Origin of the sequence: Brevibacillus reuszeri, assembly GCF_001187725.1 — a bacterium.
GTDB lineage: Bacteria > Bacillota > Bacilli > Brevibacillales > Brevibacillaceae > Brevibacillus > Brevibacillus reuszeri.
The window spans coordinates 707925-728882 of sequence record NZ_LGIQ01000011.1 but is presented as its reverse complement, the minus strand read 5'-3'; the positions used below and the strand labels follow the sequence as shown (position 1 = coordinate 728882).

The 20958-nt window shown below is 48.1% G+C and carries 22 protein-coding genes and 1 riboswitch; of the genes, 15 read left to right on the top strand and 7 right to left on the bottom strand.

Going from position 1 to position 20958, the window contains the following annotated elements:
- Window positions 1-77 precede the first annotated feature (77 nt).
- The 3 genes from ADS79_RS28515 (at window position 78) to ADS79_RS28505 (ending at window position 2305) form a co-directional block, all read left to right on the top strand.
- Window positions 78-566, top strand: coding sequence for a VanZ family protein (locus ADS79_RS28515; protein WP_049741833.1), 489 nt, complete (start codon window positions 78-80; stop codon window positions 564-566).
- Window positions 567-648: 82 nt separating this feature from the next.
- On the top strand, window positions 649-1785 hold the full coding sequence (locus tag ADS79_RS28510; RefSeq protein ID WP_049741832.1) for an acetate/propionate family kinase: 1137 nt from the start codon (window positions 649-651) through the stop codon (window positions 1783-1785).
- Between the two features lie 106 nt (window positions 1786-1891).
- Window positions 1892-2305: a S1 RNA-binding domain-containing protein gene (locus tag ADS79_RS28505; protein WP_049741831.1), complete on the top strand. Its 414-nt coding sequence runs from the start codon at window positions 1892-1894 to the stop codon at window positions 2303-2305.
- A gap of 54 nt (window positions 2306-2359) precedes the next feature.
- Here ADS79_RS28505 and ADS79_RS28500 read toward each other — a convergent pair whose 3' ends face one another.
- Window positions 2360-2758: a rhodanese-like domain-containing protein gene (locus tag ADS79_RS28500; RefSeq protein WP_049741830.1), complete on the bottom strand. Its 399-nt coding sequence runs from the start codon at window positions 2756-2758 to the stop codon at window positions 2360-2362.
- Between the two features lie 114 nt (window positions 2759-2872).
- Here ADS79_RS28500 and ADS79_RS28495 point away from each other — a divergent pair, with 114 nt between their 5' ends.
- Together ADS79_RS28495 and ADS79_RS28490 are read left to right on the top strand one after the other, a co-directional pair.
- Window positions 2873-3766 carry a LysR family transcriptional regulator gene (locus ADS79_RS28495; protein ID WP_049741829.1) on the top strand — a complete coding sequence of 298 codons (894 nt, stop codon included), beginning with the start codon at window positions 2873-2875 and terminating at the stop codon, window positions 3764-3766.
- Window positions 3767-3770: 4 nt separating this feature from the next.
- Entirely contained in the window at window positions 3771-4589 is an 819-nt protein-coding gene (locus tag ADS79_RS28490) for an alpha/beta hydrolase family protein (RefSeq protein WP_049741828.1), read from the top strand.
- Here the strand turns inward: ADS79_RS28490 and ADS79_RS28485 are convergent.
- Window positions 4586-6406 (bottom strand): sensor histidine kinase, encoded by a 1821-nt coding sequence (locus tag ADS79_RS28485; protein WP_049741827.1) that lies wholly within the window; start codon window positions 6404-6406, stop codon window positions 4586-4588. The genes ADS79_RS28490 and ADS79_RS28485 overlap by 4 nt on opposite strands.
- A gap of 5 nt (window positions 6407-6411) precedes the next feature.
- On the bottom strand, window positions 6412-7419 hold the full coding sequence (locus ADS79_RS28480) for a BMP family ABC transporter substrate-binding protein (protein WP_049741826.1): 1008 nt from the start codon (window positions 7417-7419) through the stop codon (window positions 6412-6414).
- A 205-nt stretch (window positions 7420-7624) separates the two neighbouring features.
- Here ADS79_RS28480 and ADS79_RS28475 point away from each other — a divergent pair, with 205 nt between their 5' ends.
- Both ADS79_RS28475 and ADS79_RS28470 read left to right on the top strand, forming a co-directional pair.
- Entirely contained in the window at window positions 7625-7813 is a 189-nt protein-coding gene (locus ADS79_RS28475; protein ID WP_049741825.1) for a hypothetical protein, read from the top strand.
- 104 nt (window positions 7814-7917) lie between these two features.
- Entirely contained in the window at window positions 7918-8271 is a 354-nt protein-coding gene (locus ADS79_RS28470) for a response regulator (RefSeq protein ID WP_049741824.1), read from the top strand.
- A 52-nt stretch (window positions 8272-8323) separates the two neighbouring features.
- Here the strand turns inward: ADS79_RS28470 and ADS79_RS28465 are convergent, their stop codons facing one another.
- The gene (locus ADS79_RS28465) at window positions 8324-9313 is read right to left on the bottom strand and encodes an ornithine cyclodeaminase family protein (RefSeq protein WP_049741823.1); all 990 of its coding nucleotides are present in this window, start codon (window positions 9311-9313) and stop codon (window positions 8324-8326) included.
- A gap of 343 nt (window positions 9314-9656) precedes the next feature.
- Between ADS79_RS28465 and ADS79_RS28460 the strand changes: the two genes are divergently transcribed.
- From ADS79_RS28460 to ald, 3 genes are all read left to right on the top strand, one after another.
- Entirely contained in the window at window positions 9657-10199 is a 543-nt protein-coding gene (locus ADS79_RS28460) for a helix-turn-helix domain-containing protein (RefSeq protein WP_049741822.1), read from the top strand.
- A gap of 67 nt (window positions 10200-10266) precedes the next feature.
- Window positions 10267-11502, top strand: coding sequence for a PucR family transcriptional regulator (locus ADS79_RS28455; RefSeq protein WP_049741821.1), 1236 nt, complete (start codon window positions 10267-10269; stop codon window positions 11500-11502).
- 129 nt (window positions 11503-11631) lie between these two features.
- Window positions 11632-12756 carry an alanine dehydrogenase gene (gene ald, locus ADS79_RS28450; protein WP_049741820.1) on the top strand — a complete coding sequence of 375 codons (1125 nt, stop codon included), beginning with the start codon at window positions 11632-11634 and terminating at the stop codon, window positions 12754-12756.
- Window positions 12757-12828: 72 nt separating this feature from the next.
- Here ald and ADS79_RS28445 read toward each other — a convergent pair whose 3' ends face one another.
- From ADS79_RS28445 to ADS79_RS28435, 3 genes are read right to left on the bottom strand one after another with little or no spacing between them, the layout of a single operon-like run.
- Window positions 12829-14001, bottom strand: coding sequence for a Ger(x)C family spore germination protein (locus ADS79_RS28445; RefSeq protein ID WP_049741819.1), 1173 nt, complete (start codon window positions 13999-14001; stop codon window positions 12829-12831).
- Window positions 13998-15389: a spore germination protein gene (locus ADS79_RS28440; RefSeq protein ID WP_049741818.1), complete on the bottom strand. Its 1392-nt coding sequence runs from the start codon at window positions 15387-15389 to the stop codon at window positions 13998-14000. Before ADS79_RS28440 ends, ADS79_RS28445 begins: the two co-directional genes overlap by 4 nt.
- Complete coding sequence (locus ADS79_RS28435; RefSeq protein ID WP_049741817.1) at window positions 15379-16479, bottom strand: endospore germination permease; 1101 nt, start codon at window positions 16477-16479, stop codon at window positions 15379-15381. The genes ADS79_RS28440 and ADS79_RS28435 overlap by 11 nt, the downstream gene beginning before the upstream one ends.
- A 146-nt stretch (window positions 16480-16625) precedes the next feature.
- On the opposite strand from ADS79_RS28435, the gene ADS79_RS28430 reads away from it, so the two are divergent.
- The 5 genes from ADS79_RS28430 (at window position 16626) to ADS79_RS28410 (ending at window position 20891) form a co-directional block, all read left to right on the top strand.
- Complete coding sequence (locus ADS79_RS28430) at window positions 16626-17717, top strand: quinone-dependent dihydroorotate dehydrogenase (RefSeq protein ID WP_049741816.1); 1092 nt, start codon at window positions 16626-16628, stop codon at window positions 17715-17717.
- Window positions 17718-17850: 133 nt separating this feature from the next.
- Window positions 17851-18049: riboswitch (cobalamin riboswitch) on the top strand.
- A gap of 145 nt (window positions 18050-18194) precedes the next feature.
- A complete protein-coding gene (locus ADS79_RS28425; protein WP_049741815.1) occupies window positions 18195-18959 on the top strand; it encodes an energy-coupling factor ABC transporter permease in 765 nt (254 codons plus the stop codon).
- The gene (locus tag ADS79_RS28420; protein WP_049741814.1) at window positions 18956-19240 is read left to right on the top strand and encodes an energy-coupling factor ABC transporter substrate-binding protein; all 285 of its coding nucleotides are present in this window, start codon (window positions 18956-18958) and stop codon (window positions 19238-19240) included. The genes ADS79_RS28425 and ADS79_RS28420 overlap by 4 nt, the downstream gene beginning before the upstream one ends.
- Window positions 19237-20040: a cobalt ECF transporter T component CbiQ gene (gene cbiQ, locus ADS79_RS28415; protein WP_049741813.1), complete on the top strand. Its 804-nt coding sequence runs from the start codon at window positions 19237-19239 to the stop codon at window positions 20038-20040. Before ADS79_RS28420 ends, cbiQ begins: the two co-directional genes overlap by 4 nt.
- Complete coding sequence (locus tag ADS79_RS28410) at window positions 20037-20891, top strand: energy-coupling factor ABC transporter ATP-binding protein (RefSeq protein ID WP_049741812.1); 855 nt, start codon at window positions 20037-20039, stop codon at window positions 20889-20891. The genes cbiQ and ADS79_RS28410 overlap by 4 nt, the downstream gene beginning before the upstream one ends.
- Window positions 20892-20958: the final 67 nt, after the last annotated feature.

Here is a 20958-nt window from a genome sequence, read left to right as displayed (position 1 = left end):
TTCCAAAAGCCTCGGTAGAAGTTTTCGTATCCTCATGTAAAATAGGAAAAGAGACACAACAATGGAGGAGATCAAGCGTGCGCCGATATGTGAGGGTATTCGACTATTTACTGCTGGCGGCGATCCTGATCGGATTGTTTATTTCTTCTTCCCAGCCGTATTCTCAACAGGATTTGCGGGGGACGATTTCAAAAATGGTGGATGAGGAAAAATGGGGAGATCGGATCGGTGATGTGGCAATTCCGTACGGTGGCAAAGAAATTAGCGTCGGGGAGAAGGGAACTGCCGGTTTTATCGAATTCTTTTTGCGAAAAGGAACCCATTTTTCAGTGTTTGCGCTTCTGGCTTTCAGCTGGTTTCGCGTCATTTCCCATCATGCGAGCTTTGCGGTTGCCCTGCCCTGGAGCGCATTTGCGAGTGTGATGACAGCCGTGTTTGACGAGTGGCACCAGACGTTTTCTCCGGATCGGGCTGGTTTGGTGGCAGATGTATTATTAGATACCTTTGGTTCTGTCACGATGTTGTTGATAATTACTCTCATTTACATATTTCCACGAAAGAGATAGTGTAATAAACTGGGAGTGTCTCAACCATTAACCATTTGGGTGAGAAGAATCGTTGCTTTTAGAGTAGGGGAGTGGATACAGCGTGATAGCCAAACAAAACGTACTTGTCCTAAACTGCGGCAGTTCCTCGGTCAAATACAAGCTGTACGAGATGCCTGAAAAACAAATTTTGGCCCAAGGATATTTACAGCAGATCGAACGTGATCAATACGAGAATGCGATTCGGAGCATTTTCGACTCATTAAAAGACTTCCCTATCGATCTCGTGGCGCATCGTGTCGTTCATGGAGGAGAGACCTTCACCAAATCTGTGAGAATAGATGAGGATGTGAAAGCGAAGATTCGCGAGCTGTCCCGTTATGCTCCGCTTCACAATCCTATTAATTTGACAGGGATCGAGATTGCACAGAGCATCTTCCCGGATAAAATGAATGTGGCTGTATTCGATACGGCGTTTCATCAAAGCATGCCGCCGTCCTCTTTCTTGTATGCCCTGCCCTATGAGTACTATGAAAAGTACGGCATTCGCAAATATGGCTTCCATGGAACCTCGCACCGCTATGTGATGGGGCGGGCAGGAGAGCTTTTGGACCGGCCAAAAGAACAGCTGCGCTTGATCAGCTGCCATATCGGGAACGGAGTCAGCATCACAGCAATCAAATACGGGGAATCATTCGATACCTCGATGGGTATGACACCGCTCGCCGGGCTTGTTATGGGTACGCGCAGCGGCAATATCGATCCGGGCATTATTCCTTACATCGAAGAAATCGAGCAGACGAATACAACCGGTGCGATTGAAATACTGAACAACAAGAGCGGACTGATGGGCATCTCCGGTGTTTCCAATGATTTGCGCGAAGTGATGGCCAAAGCAGAGGAAGGACACTATCAAAGTCAGCTAGCATTGGAATTGTACACAACGATCATTCATAAGCACATCGGCCTGTATCTTGCGAGATTAAATGGCGTAGACGGGATTATTTTTACAGCAGGTGTAGGAGAAAATAATGCTGTTGTGCGCGAAATGGTCTGCACAGGTCTGGAATTTGCTGGGATCATTCTCGATAGAGAGACAAATCGCAATTGTAAGGGAGAGGCGTTTATCAGCACACCATACTCTATGGTAAAGGTGATGGTAATACCAACCGACGAAGAAATTATCATGGCTGCTGATGCGTATGAGCTATCTTGCGTACACTTCGATAGCTCGACCTAGAAAGAATAGGCTTTTCAGTATTTGATTTTCTCTGTTATACTAGGAGAATGAGGGTAAGGTTGGTCTCTCACCATTTTTCGTAAATGATAAAAGGAGTGCAAACTGGATGGCAGTACAAGTGGGAAGCATCATCGAAGGAAAGGTGACAGCGATTAAACCGTTTGGGATGTTCGTAGCAGTCAGCGAAACCGAGCAGGGGCTGGTCCACATTTCCCAAGTAGCAAACGGTTTTGTTAAGGATATCAATGATCACTTTACCGTGGGGGCACAAGTAAAGGTTAAGGTACTCTCCATTGATGATGCAGGAAAAATCTCGCTTTCGGTTCGCGCCGCACTCCCTGCGCCTGAGCGTCCGGAACGTGAAGAGCGCCGTGGCGGTGGATATCGTGGAGGCGACCGCGGAGGAAATGCAAGACGCGAGAGCGGAGCTTCTTTCGAGGACAAGATGAAAAAATGGATGAAGCATAGCGAAGAAAACCTTGCGACTATCAATAAAAAGAACGCAAAACGTGGCTACTAAGCCTTGGGATACTAAGAAGGACGGGATTCTCCCCGTCCTTTTTGTGTTTTTTTGCTATTCACTGCATCGTTCTATCGGATTTCCTTCTCGTATCCAGTATTCGATGCCGCCCAGCATCTCTTTTACCTGAAAGCCGAGAGAAGTCAGCTTAGCAGCGCCTTTGGCAGCTCCATAACAGGCAGGACTCCAGCAGTAGACGACGACTAGCTTGGATCGATCCAGAGTAGCGGTCGACTCTGGGGAGATATGTGGATGATAAAGATGAATCGCCCCTGGTACATGACCGTCGTTATACGCATTTTCACCGCGGACATCGACGATTTGAAAATCAGTGATGCCATTTTGCAGGTCGTTCCATACATCGGATACATCCGTTTCTACAGAGAGCTTGGAAAGAAAATGATAACGAGCATTTTCAGCTGGAGCGGCAGGGGTACTAAGTACCAATGACATGAAGCATCCTCCTCATTTGTTTGATGGGGTTAGCATAGCATGGTATTTATCATCACAGTTATCTATACTATTTGATAAGTAGCATCATTCATTTCTATAGGAGGAACCGGCTGAATGGAGCTTCTTTATTTACATACCTTTTGTGAAGTAGCCAGATGGGGCAGCTTTACCCGTGCAGCAGAGCAGCTCGGTTATGCACAGCCAACGGTTACCGCGCAAATGCAAAAGCTGGAGCAGTCGTATGGGGCGCCGCTTTTTGAACGATATGGACGAGGGCTGCGATTGACTCAGGCTGGCGGGACATTGCTTCCGTATGCACGAGAGCTGACACGTCTTTATGGGGAATCTAAAGAGGTGGTCAGCAGTCATACACATGGTCCGATTCGAATTGGAACGATCGACACGCTGGCGGCGTTCTTTTTGCCACCGTATTTACAAGACTTTCGAAAAAAGTTCCCGGATATCGAGTTGCTTTTGCATACAGCGAGTGAAGGTGAATTGGTCAGGCAGATCAAGGATGGATATTTAGACATTGGCTTGATTTTTGATCGACAAAATACAGATGCGGAGCTTGTGACGCATGCCGTGCGTCAGGAGGAGCTCGTTGTCATCATGCCGCATGAGCATCGTCTTGCTGCATCTGCTAGGATTACGATCGCGGATCTGGCAGGGGAAGCATTAGTGCTGACAGAGGAGGGCTGTACGTACCGTGGAATGCTGCTGGAAGCGCTAGGCGAAGCAGGGATTCCCCAGCGGATTGCTTGCCAATTCAGCAATCCCGAAGCAGTCAAGCAGTGCGTGTGGTGTGGCATGGGGGTGGCTCTGTTGCCGGCGATGGCAGTGGAGAGGGAGCGAAAAGATGGCTCGCTGACAATCGTGCCTTTTCATTCAGACAAGCCGCCGTTTTTCGTTCAATTGATCTATCACAAAAAGAAATGGCTGTCTTCTTCGATGGAATCACTTGTGCAAAGCATTGCCAGAAGCAGTCATGAAAGAGGGGAGTTCTAATACCATGCAGCTGGATCTTTCTCCATTCGTCGCGGTTACCCCAGAGGAATCGATTATACCAGGGGTTCGCTTATATACCGTCAGCTACTATAGTCAGGGCTTGCTTGTTTACGCTGCACTGGCAGTTCCGGAAGTCTTCATGCAGGAGGGAGCCTCGTTGCCTGCGCTGTTGTATTGCCGGGGAGGAATCAAGAGCGTAGGCCAGGTGAGACCGGAGCGGATCAGTCAGATGGCCACTTTTGGCTATGTCATTCTTGCGCCTCATTATCGTGGCAATGAAGGGGGAGAAGGACGCGACGAATTTGGCGGTGAGGATCGTCACGATGTATTTGCCGCCTATGCAGCACTGCGAGAGGTCAAAGGAGTCGACAGACAGCGAATCAGTGTGTACGGCTTTTCCCGTGGGGGAGTGATGGCTTTGTTTGCAGCTATGGAGTGTGAAGGATTGCTGTCAGCTGTTGTCTGGGCAGGGGTCAGCGACATGTTTTTAACGTACGAGGAACGGGTCGATTTGAGACGGATGCTGCGCAGGCTCATCGGTCATCCCCGCAAGCAGGAGGAAGGGTACCGCTATCGTACCCCGTTGCTGCGTGTTGATGAGATTACTTGTCCCGTCTTAATCATTCACGGAACAGCCGATGAGAATGTAGGGATCGAGCACGCCTACAGACTGGAGCGTGCCCTGAAGCAAGCTGGAAAGCCGCATGAAATATGGCTGGCAGAAGGCGCCAGCCACTTGTTCAAGGGAGAAGATATCGAAATCTATACACGAAATATGTTCGCATGGCTGGATAGTCAGACAGCACCTATGGCCAGCCATTAATCATCGTTCGGTTTGATCGGCAGTGAAATAATGATTTCTGTTCCTTTTCCTACCTTGCTGTTTACCTTCATCTCTCCGCCATGGTTTTCCACCATGCGGCGGGAGATCGGCAACCCAAGCCCTGTGCCGTCCTCTTTCAAGGAGAAAAAGGGGTCAAAAATCCGGACGAGATACTCAGGTGAAATTCCTTCGCCTGTATCCCGAACATGAATATGCACAGCTTTTTCGTCCAGGTGGCTTTCGATGACAAGAATGCCGCCTTCTTTCATGGACTCAATACTGTTTTTCATCAAATTGAGCAGGATTTGCTTTAATTGCTCTACATCGACATGAATCCGAATGTCTGGATCGCAGCCATCCACGATTTCAATTCCATGGAGCATTGCTTCGGCATTCATCAATGGCAGGATGGAATGAACAACGCTGGTGAGTGTCACTTCCCGATAGTCTGGCTGCGAAGGCTTGGACAGCATCAACAGCTCTGTGACGATACGATTGACCCTCTCGATCTCCTGCAAAATCAGTGGCAAGTAGTGAAGGTCGCGCTCCTCCGTAGACAAGCGCTGCTCAAGCAGCTGGATAAAGCCGTAGATGACCGTCAGTGGATTGCGAATCTCGTGAGCAGCACCAGCGGCGAGTTGTCCGACCAGCGCCAGTTTTTCGGATTGATTCAAATATTCCTGGAGCTGCTCTTGCTCTGTAATATCCAAAAAGACGACCATCCATCCGGTTTCCTGTCCGTGCTGATGATTGTGCAGTGGAATGTACGAAACCAAGGCGATGAACGGGGTATCATCCTGTTTAAACAGCGTCATTTTGCGATTTACAAACCATGGTGCATTTTCAGTCCCGGATGCAGCCTCGAACGAATCCTTCGTTACCGGATAACCATCGTTGTCGAGCTTGACGAGATGCTTGGCAAACTGATTGACGTTAAAGTCACCAGAAGCATAGGGACGCGTAATGATACCGATGGGAAGCGAGTTTAAAATTTGCTCACGTACGTTTCTCTCTTCTGTCAAAATGTGACGCTGCTCCTCGTCCTGTGCAAACAGACTGGCGATACTGGTGGACATTTTGTTGAACTCCTGTGCCAGCTCCGAAAACTCATCCTGATTGTTGTAGACGATTTGCTGTCCAAATGTACCTTTGGAGACCACACGCGCTTGCTGCATGAGCGATTCAATAGGGCGCAGCAGCTCCTTGCGAAAATAAAACGTGCAGAACAAGCCAAACAGTATCGAAGCCACGGATACCGAGTAGGTCAAAATGAGAGAGACCTCGATGCTGTCATTGGTGCGTTGAAATTCCTTGTTCGTTTTGTATTCGAGCTGATTGAGTGAAAAGGAGAGGTCGCGCTCCAGCTGATCCATCAACGGCTGTACCTCATGGGTTAACACATAGCTGACGGCCGGGACATTATTTGCTTGTAAAAGCGGATTGATTTTGTTTAAGAATATAAAGTCCAGCTTGGAGATGGACTCAATAATGGAGAACAATTCACTGTTTTCTTTCGTTTGTTCAACGGAAGCAAAGCGAGAGCTATCAATGAGATTCGTATAATACTGGTCGAGATAGGACTGGTCGCGAGTCAGCGTATACGTCTTCAAGGCGTATGTCTTGGTGTAGATCTGATTCTTTACCTCCAAAAGAGCGCTTGTCTGCGGCAACACCTTTTGGGTGAGATGCATTTCATCAGAAGTGACTTTTGTCATCTGATAGCTGAACAAGGTAGTAATACAGCCGATTAAAAGCATCATGACGAGGTAGCTAAGCATCATTTTCTTCTGGAATCCCAGATTGCTAAACACGGACATGCCAATTATCCTCCAAATGAAGTGTGAGGCTGTGTAAGCCGTTTTACCTCACGTGTAATTTCTTCCTGAACATTTTCAGGTACCATGGGACCGAATGGACTCAGACGGTTGACTCCCTCCGCAAGCCCGTAAATGACTTCTCCGCTCGGGAGCTTGTTTTCCATATACTGTTCCATTATGATGCGATAGCATTGGCGGACATCCTGGATCAAGGATGTGAGCACGTAATCCGGTGCGATATACCGCTGATCGGCTATATATCCGATCGTGTACACTTTGGCACGCTGCGCTTCGGTAATCACATCCAGATTAAAGCTGTCACCCGTGGTGTAAATGACATCGACTCCCTGGGCAATCATTTGCTGTGTAGCCTGAATCGCGTTCGCATTGTCGTTAAAATCAGGGACGCTCTTTACAACGACGTTTGTTTTTGGAGATGCTTTTTTGACACCTTCACGAAAGCCTTTTTCCTGAGCCATCTCCGGGGGTTTATCCACGAGTATGTAGCCCACCTTGTTCGCTTTGGACATTTTGGCTGCCAGCATGCCGACGAGATATCCGGCTGGTTTCATATCGTAGCGAATCGTTGTCTGGTTTTTATGAGGAGCTGTGCCATTAAAGGAAACGAAGTGCGAATGTGGATATTTGAGAGCGACCGAAGAAAACGGCTCTGAAAAAATGACACCGTGACCGAGAATCAGATCGTAATCGTTGGCTGCGAACTTTTCAGCGACTGCCGTAATCTGATCGGGTTTGATGTGACTGGAGATTTCCAGAGAGAAGCCGAATCGTTTTTGCATTTCAGTGATACTTTCCATCGCACTGCTATTCCAGCCCTGATCGTAGCTGGGACCCTCGAGAAGCAGGGCAACACGCAATTTTTCCGGCGTAGTCCCTCGTTCGTTTAGATCCCGAATATGCTTCATGCTGGTAATAAACTGACTGGTAATAAGCAAAAGCAGCCCGACGACTAAACCGGCAAACAAGACAGGGAATAGTTGTAGCTTAGGCATGGGTGAATCCTCCAACGGAAAATAGGTGCATATAAGAAATACGTGTAATATCGACAAAAAGAAACATTTCTATTATATCGGAAATTCCCCTGCTGGGAAAAAGAGTGAATGACAGAACATTGGCGGGTGTGCATGGAATGGGACAGACAGGACAGGATAAAGAGGAAAATACGTCCTGACAGGGAAAAGAAGGGAGCCAACCAACGTGGAAAAAGACTGGATCGAAATACAGCAGCCTCAAATTCCGGATGAAGTGAGACAAGTGGAATTGCCAGAGATCGGAGAAACAACCCCTCATCCGAAACCGGAGAGTCCACAGGCTTCACAGGGTAGTACGACAGTTTCGGAGGGTGAAGGCTCTTCGTCAACCGAGAAAATTGGGTTTATTTCGTAAATCGTTCGACAAAAGAAGTCATTTTCTCTCGTGGACAAGCTCATGAATTTCTGCAAAAGTAGGTAGTAGAAGCGAGCGAGACTGATGCGAGGGGATAGGACACCGTGGCCCGATTGCTAATTGTAGATGACGCTGCCTTTACGAGACGAATGTTGACCGACATGCTGTCTGGGCAACATGAAATCTGTGGAGAGGCAAGCAATGGATTAGAAGCGATAGAACAGTACAAACGACTCAAGCCTGACATTGTAACAATGGATATCACCATGCCCGTCATGCATGGGATTGAGGCGATGCGAGAAATATTAAATTACGATGAGGAAGCCAAGGTGCTGATTCTCTCTGCGATCGGGCACAGGCAAAAAGTACTGGAAGCGATGCAAACGGGAGCGAGTGACTTCGTCATCAAGCCATTTCAGAAGGAACAAATATTAGATGCGGTTTCGCGTCTGGTGTAGTCATACGAAAAGCCGCCAGCTCCCTAGTGGAATGGCGGCTTCCTAGTTCATTTTACAAACGAATCTCGGTTCCCAGACCTGCGGCTTTGGAACGTTCATAGACGGTCTTGGCTACCGCGGTATCCAGATAGGCGATACCAACCGATTTATAGAGAGTAATTTCTTCTGCATGCTCGCGTCCTGTTTTGCTACCGACGAGTATTTCTCCCAGCTCGGCGTGCAGCTGATTCAAGCTCCACTCACCGCGACTGATCGGGATCAACAAATCACCAGCCTCGTGTTCTGCGCCCTCCAGTGTGTCCACAACAACTTTTGCACTGCGCTGCAGGGTAGTCAGATCAACCTCCTGCATATGAGGGAGGAATGCGCCAATCGCATTAATATGAGCACCTGGCTTCAAGCGATTTCCGTCAAAAAGTGGCGTCGTTGCTTTGGTACTGCAAATCACGATATCGGCGTTTTCGACCGCTTGATTCGCATCCTCAACAACGTGAATTTCACCTTTCCAGTCCGGATAGAGGGTGTGCAATTGTTCCTTCATCTCGTCGGCTTTGGCTCGTGTGCGATTGTACAAATAAATCTCCGTTAAAGCACGGACCTCCATGACAGCCTGAATCTGACCGATCGCTTGGGCACCGCAGCCGAGAACAGCACAGATACGTGCATCTTCTTTTGCCATGTATTTGGTTGCAACACCGCTGCTTGCCCCCGTGCGCATAACAGTCAGCAAGCTGGCGTCCATCATGGCTACATGTTGCCCGGTCTTGGCTTCAGTCAACAGAATCACACTCTGAAGCGCCTTGATTCCGTGCTCATGATTGTGCGGGAAAATGCTGATGACCTTCACTGCCACATAGTCATCTGATTCGAGATAGGCAGGCATGAACAAACTGGTAGCCTCGTATTTTGGATGCTCGATGGCTGTTCGAACAGGGGTAACGACGCGTCCCTGCACATGTTCACGAAAAACGTGTTCTACATCCTCCAGGCATTGCTTCATTGAATAAATTTGTTCAATGTTCTCTCTGCTGAGTACAAGCATGTTCGATTCATCCTTTCTAGGAAGAGCTTCGCTATGTTACGTAGTATTTGAAGTGGCACTTCAATTGTTGAGGAAAAAAATAACTCTTGCTGTAGGTGATAATAGTAAAGATTATAAGATGTATAGGAATTTGTATCAATAGGAAAAGGTTTCTTCCTGGAAATTCCTTTGTAGAAAAAAGAAATCAGAGCCTCCGAAGCTTTGCACCTTTGTCAAACAAAGGGTATGATAATTTTAATCCAGATAAGAATTATACTAATTAGTATCTGGATAAGTGAACCCGCAATTCCGCTAGAAAGCACGGTGCAGCCGGGTTAATCCTTTTCAGATGAGGTATAATTACATGGAAACTACAATAGGTAAAATGATAAAAGCTCTCCGTATGGGGAGGAAAAAAACGCTCAAGCAGATATCTGAAAAGACGGAACTATCCATCAGCTTCCTGTCACAGGTAGAACGGGGCAAATCGTCCATTACGCTGGAATCATTGAAAAAAATATCAGAGGCGCTAGAGGTTAGTCCGAGCTACTTTTTTTCGGAAGATTCTGCTCATGTCAAAAACAGTGTGAGAAGAAAAGATGAGCGTTTGCTGAGAAAGAGTGACTTTCCCTTTCTTTTTGAAGATCTGTCGGGGAGCCTCGCCATGCCAGGAATGGAGCCCATCCTTGTGACGCTTTTGCCGCACGAAGACAAAGGCGTTCCGTTTGTGCACAAGGGACAAGAATTCGTTTATGTATTGGAGGGCGTGCTCACGCTGCTTCTGGGAGAAGAGGAGCATGATTTGCATCCTGGCGATAGTATCCATATGGAGTCCTCAACCCCTCACAATTGGTTGAACCGGACTTGTGAGCGTGTTCGATTTCTCTGTGTGAACGCTTATAAGTAAAGAATGAAACGCAAAGTTTTTGTATAATAGAACCATATGTATTCTAGTGCGGTAAAGAGGTGGGATTTTGTCAGTGTCGCCCAACTATTTTCAGCAATACCAAGATGCCGATATGGATGAGTTAGCAGATGTGATCGGAGACCTGCTGCAGAATCCGATAACCGTGGAGGATGCCGACCACAAATTGATTGCCTACAGCTCGCATGGTGACAGTACAGACCAGGCGCGCTGGTCGACGATTATGGGACGCAGAGTGCCGGAAAAGGTCTTGACCCGTTTGTGGAAGGACGGTGTGTTTCAGGAACTGCTGACGCAGGATGACCCTGTGCATATTCCCGCCAAGGACGAGATTGGTCTGGGCAAAAGGGTCGCGATTGCCATTCGGCGTGGAAACGATGTGCTGGGCTACATTTGGGCACAGGAAGTAAATCGGCCCATTACCCGTGACGATGATGAAATTTTGCGCCAAGCGGCAAAAGCGGCTGTCTCACGGCTCATTCAAAGGCAAGGGAAGCGCAAGGCTGAGGAGCAGCGACGCAAGGAGTTTTTGTGGGAGCTGCTGCTGGGCAATCATCAAAGTGAGGCAATCATTCGGCAAAAAGCAGAAAGCCTGCAAATGCATCTGCCGCCCTCATATTTGATCTGTATCATCGAAGCCGCCGGACTACGGCTGGATCAATATTTGTACCCACTTTTGATGCGTGACAAGCTGTTTTGGGTAGTGGATGGCTCGCAGATTATTTTGCTGATCGGTCTTACAGAAGCCAAAAAAGAGAAAAGCAACGTGCTGATTCGCAAGGTCGAGCAATTTCTTTCCGATTCGCTGGGCAAGCTGGAGACGCATGTCAGTGAAGGGCAAGTCATCGCCGGATATGGACGAGGCTACAAAACGTATATGGAGATTGTGAAAAGCTACCAGGAAGCGCTGCAGGTCGTAAAGATCAAAAAGCTGTTCCCGCGAGAAATTGCCGGTATCCACGGGTATCAGGAGCTGGGAATCTATCGGTATTTGCTCAAGTGCAAGCAGTGGGACGAGGAGCAGGGCTATGAGAATGAGCGGATCGAGCTGTTGAAGCAATACGACCGCGACAATCAGACAGCCATGCAGGAAACGTTGGAAACCTTTTTGGACGCAGCGGGAAAGGTCAATGTGACTGCTCAGCGTCTTCATATCCACATCAATACGTTGAGCTATCGCCTGCGCCGTATCGAGGAAATTATGCAGGTCGATTTGGAGAATATGAACCAGCGAGCCTCCCTTTACTTAGAGCTGAAAATGGCAAAATTAAATGAGGAACAGTAGTTCGTTTGTGGGTTTTCACAAATAGTAGGTTGCTAAAATTAAAGGAATCCCCAAGGAAAAGCACGTAAAAATAGCTGTACAATGATACTACTCTCATAAAAAACGGCTTTCCAAGGAGGACTACCTATCATGATCGTTGGAATTCCTAAAGAAATTAAAAATAACGAGAATCGCGTTGCGATTACTCCTGCAGGTGTAGCAGCATTCGTTCAGGGCGGCCACACTGTTCGTGTAGAAAACAATGCTGGTATGGGCAGCGGTTTTACGAATGAAGATTATACAACAGTAGGTGCGGAAATCGTGGCTACAGCAGCTGATGCTTGGGCAGCTGACATGGTGTTGAAAGTTAAGGAACCGCTTCCATCCGAGTATGGCTTCTTCCGTGAAGACCTTATTTTGTTCACTTATCTTCACCTCGCTCCAGAGCCTGAGCTGACTCGTGCGCTCCTGGAGAAAAAAGTAATTGCAATCGCATACGAAACGATTCAGCTCGACAGTGGTGCATTGCCACTTCTGATGCCGATGTCCGAAGTAGCGGGTCGCATGTCCGTACAAATCGGTGCACAATTCCTGGAAAAACAATACGGCGGTAAAGGCGTATTGCTCGGTGGCGTACCTGGTGTGCCAAAAGGTGAGGTAGTTGTCATCGGTGGCGGTATCGTAGGTACAAACGCAGCGAAAATGGCACTGGGCTTGGGTGCGAACGTTACCATTATCGATGTAAACGCAGATCGTTTGCGTCAATTGGATGACCTGTTCCAAGGTCGCGTACAAACACTGATCTCCAATTCCTTCAACATTGCGAATGCAGTGAAAAAGGCAGACCTGTTGGTGGGTGCAGTACTGATCCCTGGCGCACGTGCACCACGTCTGGTCACAGAGGAAATGGTGCAACAAATGTCACCAGGCTCCGTAATCGTAGACGTTGCGATCGACCAAGGTGGTTCTATCGAAACCATCGACCGCATTACAACTCACGATAACCCAACCTATGAAAAGCATGGCGTTATCCACTATGCAGTAGCGAACATGCCAGGTGCAGTTGCACGTACATCCACTCTGGCATTGACCAACGTAACGATTCCTTACGCGCTGCAACTGGCTAACAAAGGCTATGCGCAAGCGATTCGCGACAACAAGCCATTGGCAAAAGGTGTAAACGTGATTGCTGGTAAAGTAACGTATAAAGCAGTTGCTGATACACACAATCTCCCATATGCACCTGTTGAAGAAGTTCTCTTGGTGAAAAACTAAGGATTGACGATAGAAAAAAGCTGCCTGTTTCTTGCTGAAGAGACGGGCAGCTTTATTTTTTGTTCGTAGTGGTTAAGGGAGAAGATGATCCGGATAATGGTACCAGTTTAATTTCATTTTGCCGGAATCGCTTAAACGAACATGAATTTTGATTTCAGCTAGTGCATCCTTGCGAATTTTGTTATCGTGATTTTTTGCAAACTGCTTCCAGGCGTTAACATCCTGTTTGTACAAAGCTTCTTCAAAGCCGTATAGATCCGTCCCGGCAGCAATTCCCTTTAAAAATGTGCCCCTGATTTGCTCCTCGATCTGTGCTTCCGCATCCTTTTCAATGTAATCTGCCGATACCTTGGCCATGATTTCCCGAACAAAGCCGTTCATGTGAATATCGACACGAAAGCGAGGATTCTCCCCAGTCTTTATGGGCTTCACCATAACCTTTACGTTTTGGATGCGCAGAGTGGCCTTTGGTTTATTGTTTTCCTTCACGATTAAGCCAGCGAACTCCGTATGCGGATTCATCCACCGCAGACCAAGCAAGTCATTATTGGGGAAAAAACCGTTCCATTTGCCTCGGTACACGGCATGAATGCCATCGACGGTAAGGCGAGAGATAAAATCGTTGTTTTCCTTCCAGGAATGCTTATAGATAGAGATGTTCGGGATAATCACGGTATTGCTGGGCTCCCAAAATCGGGAAATAAACGTGAAATAGCGGATCGGCTCAATAAACGAACGCTGCTTGTAAACATCCTGTGGCTGGTGCAAGAGGGAGGTCAACGGAGAAAAGCCCGTGACGGAGTGATTGCTAAGAACCTCTGGAATCGACTCTCTTGTTCCAAATACCCATTTGGTGTAACGAAGCAGCCCGTATCGATTCAGGATGTCAAAGGTTGCGATGACATCCTTTTGAAGCATGCGCTCGTGGTAAATCAGGGTGGAAACAAAGCCGTAAAACAGAGGAATTTGTGCATTCTTTTGCATATTATCCATGGCGCTTTGCAACGTTTCCCCCCTGCCGATCGAAATGATGACGGGTGGCTCTGAGGAGCCTGGGGGTGTTTCTTGCTTGGCGACACTGGACAAATCCGTTGATTGCGCATACAAAACGTACTGATTGTTTTGATAGTCAATTCCGAATGCAGAGAGATAGTTCAAATCCTGGATCGATTTTTGGTCCCAACAACCACTTGTGAAGCTCACAGACAACATCAGGACCAAGCATGCTATCAGTTGACGCTTCATTTTATGCCCCTTTCTTGCTTCCCTGTCTTACTTCCTTGTTTAAAAATGTCGATCAGAGGACGAAATAACACTTTGACGAGTGTATTCAAGAAATTGGAGGAATGATTCAAGACGTAAGGTCTCCCGAACGAAGTCAGTGTAGACAAGTAATAAGCGATGATCAGAAGACTTAGCACAAACCCGTAAATCCCCAAAATGGATGACATCAGAAAGACGCCAAAACGAGCAACGGTAACGGCGCCGCTTAAAGACTGATTGATCAGGGTAAAGGAGGCAACGACAGTCAGAGAGCCGATGAACAGCATGGAGGGGGAGGTTAATCCTGCTCGTATGGATGCATCCCCGATGATCAGCGCTCCGACTAACGCGAGGGTTTGTCCGACTGTTTTTGGCAGTCGAGCACCAGCTTCTCGCAGGAATTCAAAAATAAAGAGAATCCCGAACAACTCCATCGGAGCGGAGAAAGGCAGCCCTTTTCTGCCTTGGGTAATGGTAGCAAGCAATTGAAAAGGAAATTCTTCGACGTTGTAAGCAGAGAGGGCAATCCAAAAGCCTGGAAGAAAAACACCGATAAAAATGCCTCCGAGACGCAGGATACGCTCCAACCATACATAGGCAATCGGATATTGATCATCCTCGGGAGACTTGATGAGCTCCAGCAGTGTAACAGGTGCAATCAAGGCGAGCGGGGAACCATCCACCAGCACGATTACCTTCCCTTCAAACAGCATGTAAATCGCAAAATCAGGACGTCCTGTGTAATCCAAAAGCGGAAACAGAGAGTAGGTATGGTCACTCAGCCTTTGCTCGAGTATGGCGCTATTGATGTTTTTTTTACTTTGGCACTCGGCCAGCCTGTCGCGCATGGTATTCACGAGATCAGGAGGAGCTGCATCTTTCATGTATAGCATCGAGACCCTGGTTCTGGAGCGTGTTCCGAGTGTGTATGTCTCGCAAGCCATCGAGAGCGTCCGCATCCGCTTGCGGATGAGTGCAATATTGGCACTCAAATCCTCGACAAAACCGTCCCGTGGACCTTTAATGGATACTTCGGTATTTGCTTCTTCTGTTGACCGCTGTGGCCTATTGGAGATGTCCCATGTAAAAGGTGGCAAGTCTTGTAGAAATAACAACAAGTCGCCTGCGAATAATCGCTCCACCCAATAAACTTGCTCTTCAAGCAAGGGAACAAGTGGAAGCGAGCGGAGGTCACCCTTCGCTAGAAATTGATCCAGCTGGGGTAGCACAACCTCCTGCATATGTCTGATATCAGCAAGCCCCTCACAATAGACAAGCAGACATTGTTGATCTTCACTCGAGACCAATGGCAAAAAAACGACATCTGAGCAATCAGCAAACAGTTCACTTAGCTCGGTTTCACGACTCATGACCAGTGTCCTCCTGTCTGGTTGATTGCCGTAGGGCTATGCCACCAAGGATGAGTGTGAGGGCTAGTATGACAGCCAAAAATAGCGGGTAATACAGTTTTGATAGAAAAGAAACAAATTGCATATCACTGTAAGGTAGGCTGGTTATCGCAAGCAGGCTTCCGCCAAGCAAAAACAGCAGGATCCATCTTTTTGAATAGGAACGCAGCTGTAAAAGCTCACAGATTAAAATTAAGCACAGCGAGATGCGTACAAAAGACCCGGAAAGCCATTGATAGATGGCGAAGAACTCCATGTTCTCGATATCCTTTCCAACCGTAAGCAAGCGCCACTGTTCAAAGGCGGGGAATCGCTGACGAGAGGATTCGATCGGGCCGAATTCGGCGATTGCACCAGTCAAAGGGCTGAGGGTGAGGACGATGATGATAAATACGAGAATCAGGAAGTGAGACAGCCGCAGTGGTGCTCTTACATGATGCTGAAGCAGTAGCAGGACAAACAATTCAACAAATCCGCCGGCAACATAAAGCATTCCGTGCAGCATAGGCGTATAGCCATGTTGAAACAGCGGGAGGAGCAAACTGTAGTCTTTTTTAGGAACATTGCCAAAAGCAACGAAAAAGCCAAGAATGGCAACAGCAGGGAGCAGCATACCGGCCGTGATTCCAAGCGGGACAATCCCCCGATGGGCCGCGATCATACAAAACACGATCAGGGCGAGGGCCGTCATCCATTCTGGTGTACGGGGCAAATAATTGACCGTCGTCCAGGTCTGCGTATCGATCAGACTGACTAATGCCATCAAATACAGGAGAAGAATGATCGGTGTCAGGATCAAGTAGCTGACGAACTTGTTGGAGTTACGTGAAATCCATACAGCCAATGGCTGCTGCTTGAGACGGCGACTGATAAAAGCTAGAAGGATGGCCCAAAGGATAAACGGAATGGCGGTCAAAAGAACACTTACCCATGAATCACGTCCTGCTTTACTGAGCAATAGAGGGATAACGGTTACATGATTCGTGATGCCTGCTGTCAGCATGATCATCATGATTGCTTGGCCAATCCCGATTTTTCCGTCGACTTTCATAGCGGTCCCTCGTCATCTCCAAGAATGGTAGTGCTGTTATGATTTACCTGCCCGCTTGGAAATATGTATCTCGTATAGAGGTACCTCGCACAAGTAAAGTGTGGTATTCTACTATGAGGTAAAAATGGAGCGAGGAGTGCAACCAGATGTATCAGCTTATACGAAAGTATCTGTTTCAGCAGGACGCGGAAGAAATTCATGAGAAGACGATTCATGCCCTGAAGCTGGTGGAGGATTCGGCTCCGGGTAAAAACTTGTTAAAAATGGTTTTCCAGCTGCGCGATGAGCGTTTAGAGACCAAGCTGTGGGGACTAACCTTTCCCAATCCGGTAGGTCTGGCCGCTGGATATGATAAAAATGCAGAGGTTTATCATGCGCTGGGTGCCCTCGGGTTTGGTTTTGTCGAGGTAGGTACGCTTACCCCACAGGGACAGCCAGGCAACCCAAAGCCGCGTGTGTTCCGACTTCCTGAGCATCAGGCGGTTATCAACCGGATGGGCTTTAACAATCAGGGTGCCTACCTGGCGTCACAGCGCTTGATTGACTATGCCTATTCCGATGTTCCGATTGGGATCAACATCGGGAAAAACAAGGTGACACCAAACGAAGAGGCTGCCAGCGACTACAGCAAATGCATGGACATGCTGTACTCTTACGGCCATTATTTCGTGATCAATATCAGTTCACCGAATACGCCAAATCTTCGAGATTTGCAGGAGACAGAGAGCATGCGCTTGCTCGTCCGTGCGGTACGTGAAAAGGCTGCAGAGATGGAAGCGCGCGGTGTAAAGAAAAAGCCGATCTTGTTAAAGGTTGCTCCGGACATGACCGACGAGCAAATGCATGATGTCGTTCACGCTGCCGTAGAGGAAGGGATTTCTGGAATTATAGCTACCAATACCACACTCTCGCGTGAAGCTGTCAAAAATCATCGCCACGCAGAGGAAGCAGGCGGGTTGAGTGGAAGACCGCTTACCGAGCGTTCTACCGCTTGGGTAAAAGAAATTTATCAGGAAATTGGCGACAAGGTACCTGTCGTAGGTGTAGGTGGTATTTATACCGGTGAGGACGCGTATGAAAAAATCCGTGCGGGTGCGAGTCTCGTTCAAGTATATACGGGTATGATCTACCAAGGGCCTGGAATTCCAAAGCAAATCAATAAAAAGCTGTTGCAGTTGATGAAGCGTGACGGGTTCAGTCACATCAGCGAAGCGATTGGAGTCGACGCAAGATCATAAAGAGTGGCTGAATAGCGAGCAGATATTGCGACAATGTCGTAGTATTTTGCTCGCATCATTCATTTTTGTGCTCTTTTTCTTTCGTACTCTTTTCGTTATAATGAGAGAGGACAATTCGATATTGTCCGAAAATTTCATATTGTTGGCATTAGGTGCCTTTATGATTGCGAAACATAAAGGGTAACAGGGAATCGGGTGAAAGTCCCGAGCGGTCCCGCCACTGTAACCAGGGAGTTCTCTTTGCTAGAAATCCACTCATATCTATATATGGGGAAGGACAAAGAGCGCACGGATCTGGAAGCCAGGAGACCTACCTATCGGCCACACCCAGATACCTTCGCGGAAAGGAGCGGTGAATACGAGGCAATATGGCTGAATGGTTGGTCTATTGTTTTGTGTGCACAAATCTCGTCTTCGTGTAGATGGGATTTTTTTGTTTCGTGGAAAAGAAAGAAAAGGAGAAAAGGAGGAAGTCGAATGAATCGATCGCGGATTGTATCAACATGCTTATTGATTGCCGGATTTGTATTTTACTTTTTAGTGAATGAGCCACAGACAGGACATGCGATGCACATCATGGAAGGATATTTGCCAATGTCCTGGGCACTGTTCTGGTGGGTAGTCTTTTTGCCATTTTTTATTCTCGGATTGCGCTCCATCAACCAGATCGTCAAAGAACATCCTGAAATGAAATTGCTTTTGGGTGTCTCAGGGGCTTTTGCATTTGTGCTGTCAGCGCTTAAAATCCCGTCGGTAACGGGCAGCAGCTCACATCCGACAGGTACCGGTCTTGGAGCGATCATGTTTGGTCCTCTGGCGATGTCCGTTTTGGGAAGCTTGGTTCTGCTGTTTCAAGCGCTTTTATTGGCGCACGGAGGTTTAACGACCCTAGGAGCCAACGCCGTATCGATGGCAGTAGTAGGTCCGATGGTAGCATACGGTATTTATCGTTTGATCATGCGTGCAAATGGTAGTCAGCGTCTCGCTGTATTCTCAGCAGCTGCCTTAGCTGATTTGGCTACATACGTCGTCACCTCGATCCAATTGGCATTGGCGTTTCCAGCTGAAACAGGTGGAGTGCTTGCTTCCTTCGTGAAATTTGCGAGCATTTTTGCTTTTACCCAAATTCCTTTGGCGATTAGTGAAGGCTTGCTGACCGTTCTTGTCTGGAACTGGCTGCAATCTTATAACGCAAAAGAATTGGCCCAATTACGCTTGCTGAAACGGGAGGAATCGCTGTGAAAAAGGGCTTAAACTGGCTGTTACTCTTAGGAGTAGTCGTACTGGCTGTCCTGCCGCTGTTATTGGTTCAGGATTCGGAATTCGGTGGAGCCGATGGAGTAGCAGAAGAAGCGATCAAGGAAATCTCGCCTTCCTATGAGCCATGGTTCCAGCCGCTTCTGGAGCCGCCAGGAGGAGAAACGGAAAGTCTGCTGTTTGCTGTTCAGGCCGCTCTCGGTGCAGGCGTCGTCGGTTACGCGATGGGATTGTACAAGGGACGGCTGGATAAGTCGAAAAAATGAATTGGCAGCAGCTTGATTCCCTTTCCTATCAAAATCGACTGAGGCAGCTTCCACCTGAGCACAAGCTCTTGTTTGGGGTTGCGCTGCTGCTTCTTGTTCTCATGGGTCATACGCTCGTACAAATGCTTGTATTTGTGTGGATAGGGGTGTGGGTGATTGGTTATGCCCGCATCCCTGTCGGTAGTTATCTGCTGTTTTTACTGCTGTCTCTCTCTTTCTTTGTTGCGGGCTTGCCAGCACTCCTGCTCGAATGGGTAAAAGCAGGGGCTGGTCTGCAAAAAGTGGAGATGCTGATAGCTTGGAACCTCGGTTCCTATGTGGTATATATCTCGCCTGTGGCAGTTAGCAAGGTAACCATTTTATTTTGGCGGACGATGGCGAGCTTGAGCTGTTTTTCGTTCATTCTGTTCACGGTACCCTTTGCAGAAATATTGCAGGTGCTGCGCAGGATCGGGGTACCCTCGATTTTGACTGATTTGCTAATGATCATGTATCGCTTTATTTTTGTCCTGCTGCATACGTCCTATCAGCTGTGGATTGCACAGCGTTCCCGGGGTGGACATCGCGGCTTCAAAGCGCTGCTGCGAGACGCTGGGCTCTTGGCTGCACAGCTGTTTGTTCGAGCCATGCGTAAATACGAGGCACTATATAAAGGGATGTCAGCCAGAGGCTTTGCGGATAGCTTTCATGTGCTGGGCCTGCAGACACATGTCCGATCGGCTCGCTATGAAAGAGAGTCCATAGTCGGCTGTATCATGCTGGTTCTGCTGGAGAGCTGGACAGGAGGTTGGTGGTTTTGACAGTGATGCTATTGGAGTTTGATGATCTGCACTATTCGTATCCAGGTGGGCGAGGACCAGTTCTTCAAGGTGTTTCCTTCGGCATACCAGAGGGAAAAAAATGTGTTCTCCTGGGGCGTAACGGCTGTGGCAAGTCCACCTTGTTTCTCCACGGAAACGGCATTATTCAGCCACAAAAGGGCCAAGTCTCTTGGCGAGGGGTGCCGTTCGTCTACAAGCGCCAGGCTCTGCAAGAGATGACACAAAGGGTCGGGCTTGTTTTCCAGGACCCCGAGCATCAGTTGATTGCAAGTACGGTGTCGGAGGATATTTCGTACGGCTTGTGCAATCGCAAGCTGCCACCTGAAGTCATTCGGGCAAAAGTAGAGAGCATTTTAAACGTATTCGGATTGCGAGAGCTGGCTGACGCGCCTATCCATCATCTGAGCCTCGGACAAAAGCGACGCCTGGCTTTGGCAGGGGTGATGGTGCTGGAGCCAGAGCTGCTCCTCCTGGATGAACCGACAGCGTATCTCGATCGCTACCAGACGAAAAATTTGCTTCGCGAGCTCGATCATATTCATCAGAGCGGGACAACGGTACTGATGGCGACTCACGATATGGACATTGCTTTTGAGTGGGCAGAGTGGATTTGCGTGATGGATGGGGGGCAGCTGGTATTCGCTGGTGAGCCACAGGAAGCTCTGGAAAAACGAGAAATGCTGGAGAGTCTGCATCTAGGGCTGCCACTCATTGCAGAAGTCTGGGACGCTTTGCCCGATACCGTCAAGCAGGGAATGGAGGGAAGTATCCCTACATCCGTTGATGAGCTAAAGCAAAGACTCGCTGGCAGGTTGGTCAGCAGTCGCTGAAGCGCAAAGGCATATGAAGCAAGTAACCTGTTTTTATTTTTGACGAGTTATGGTAATATGGGAGACA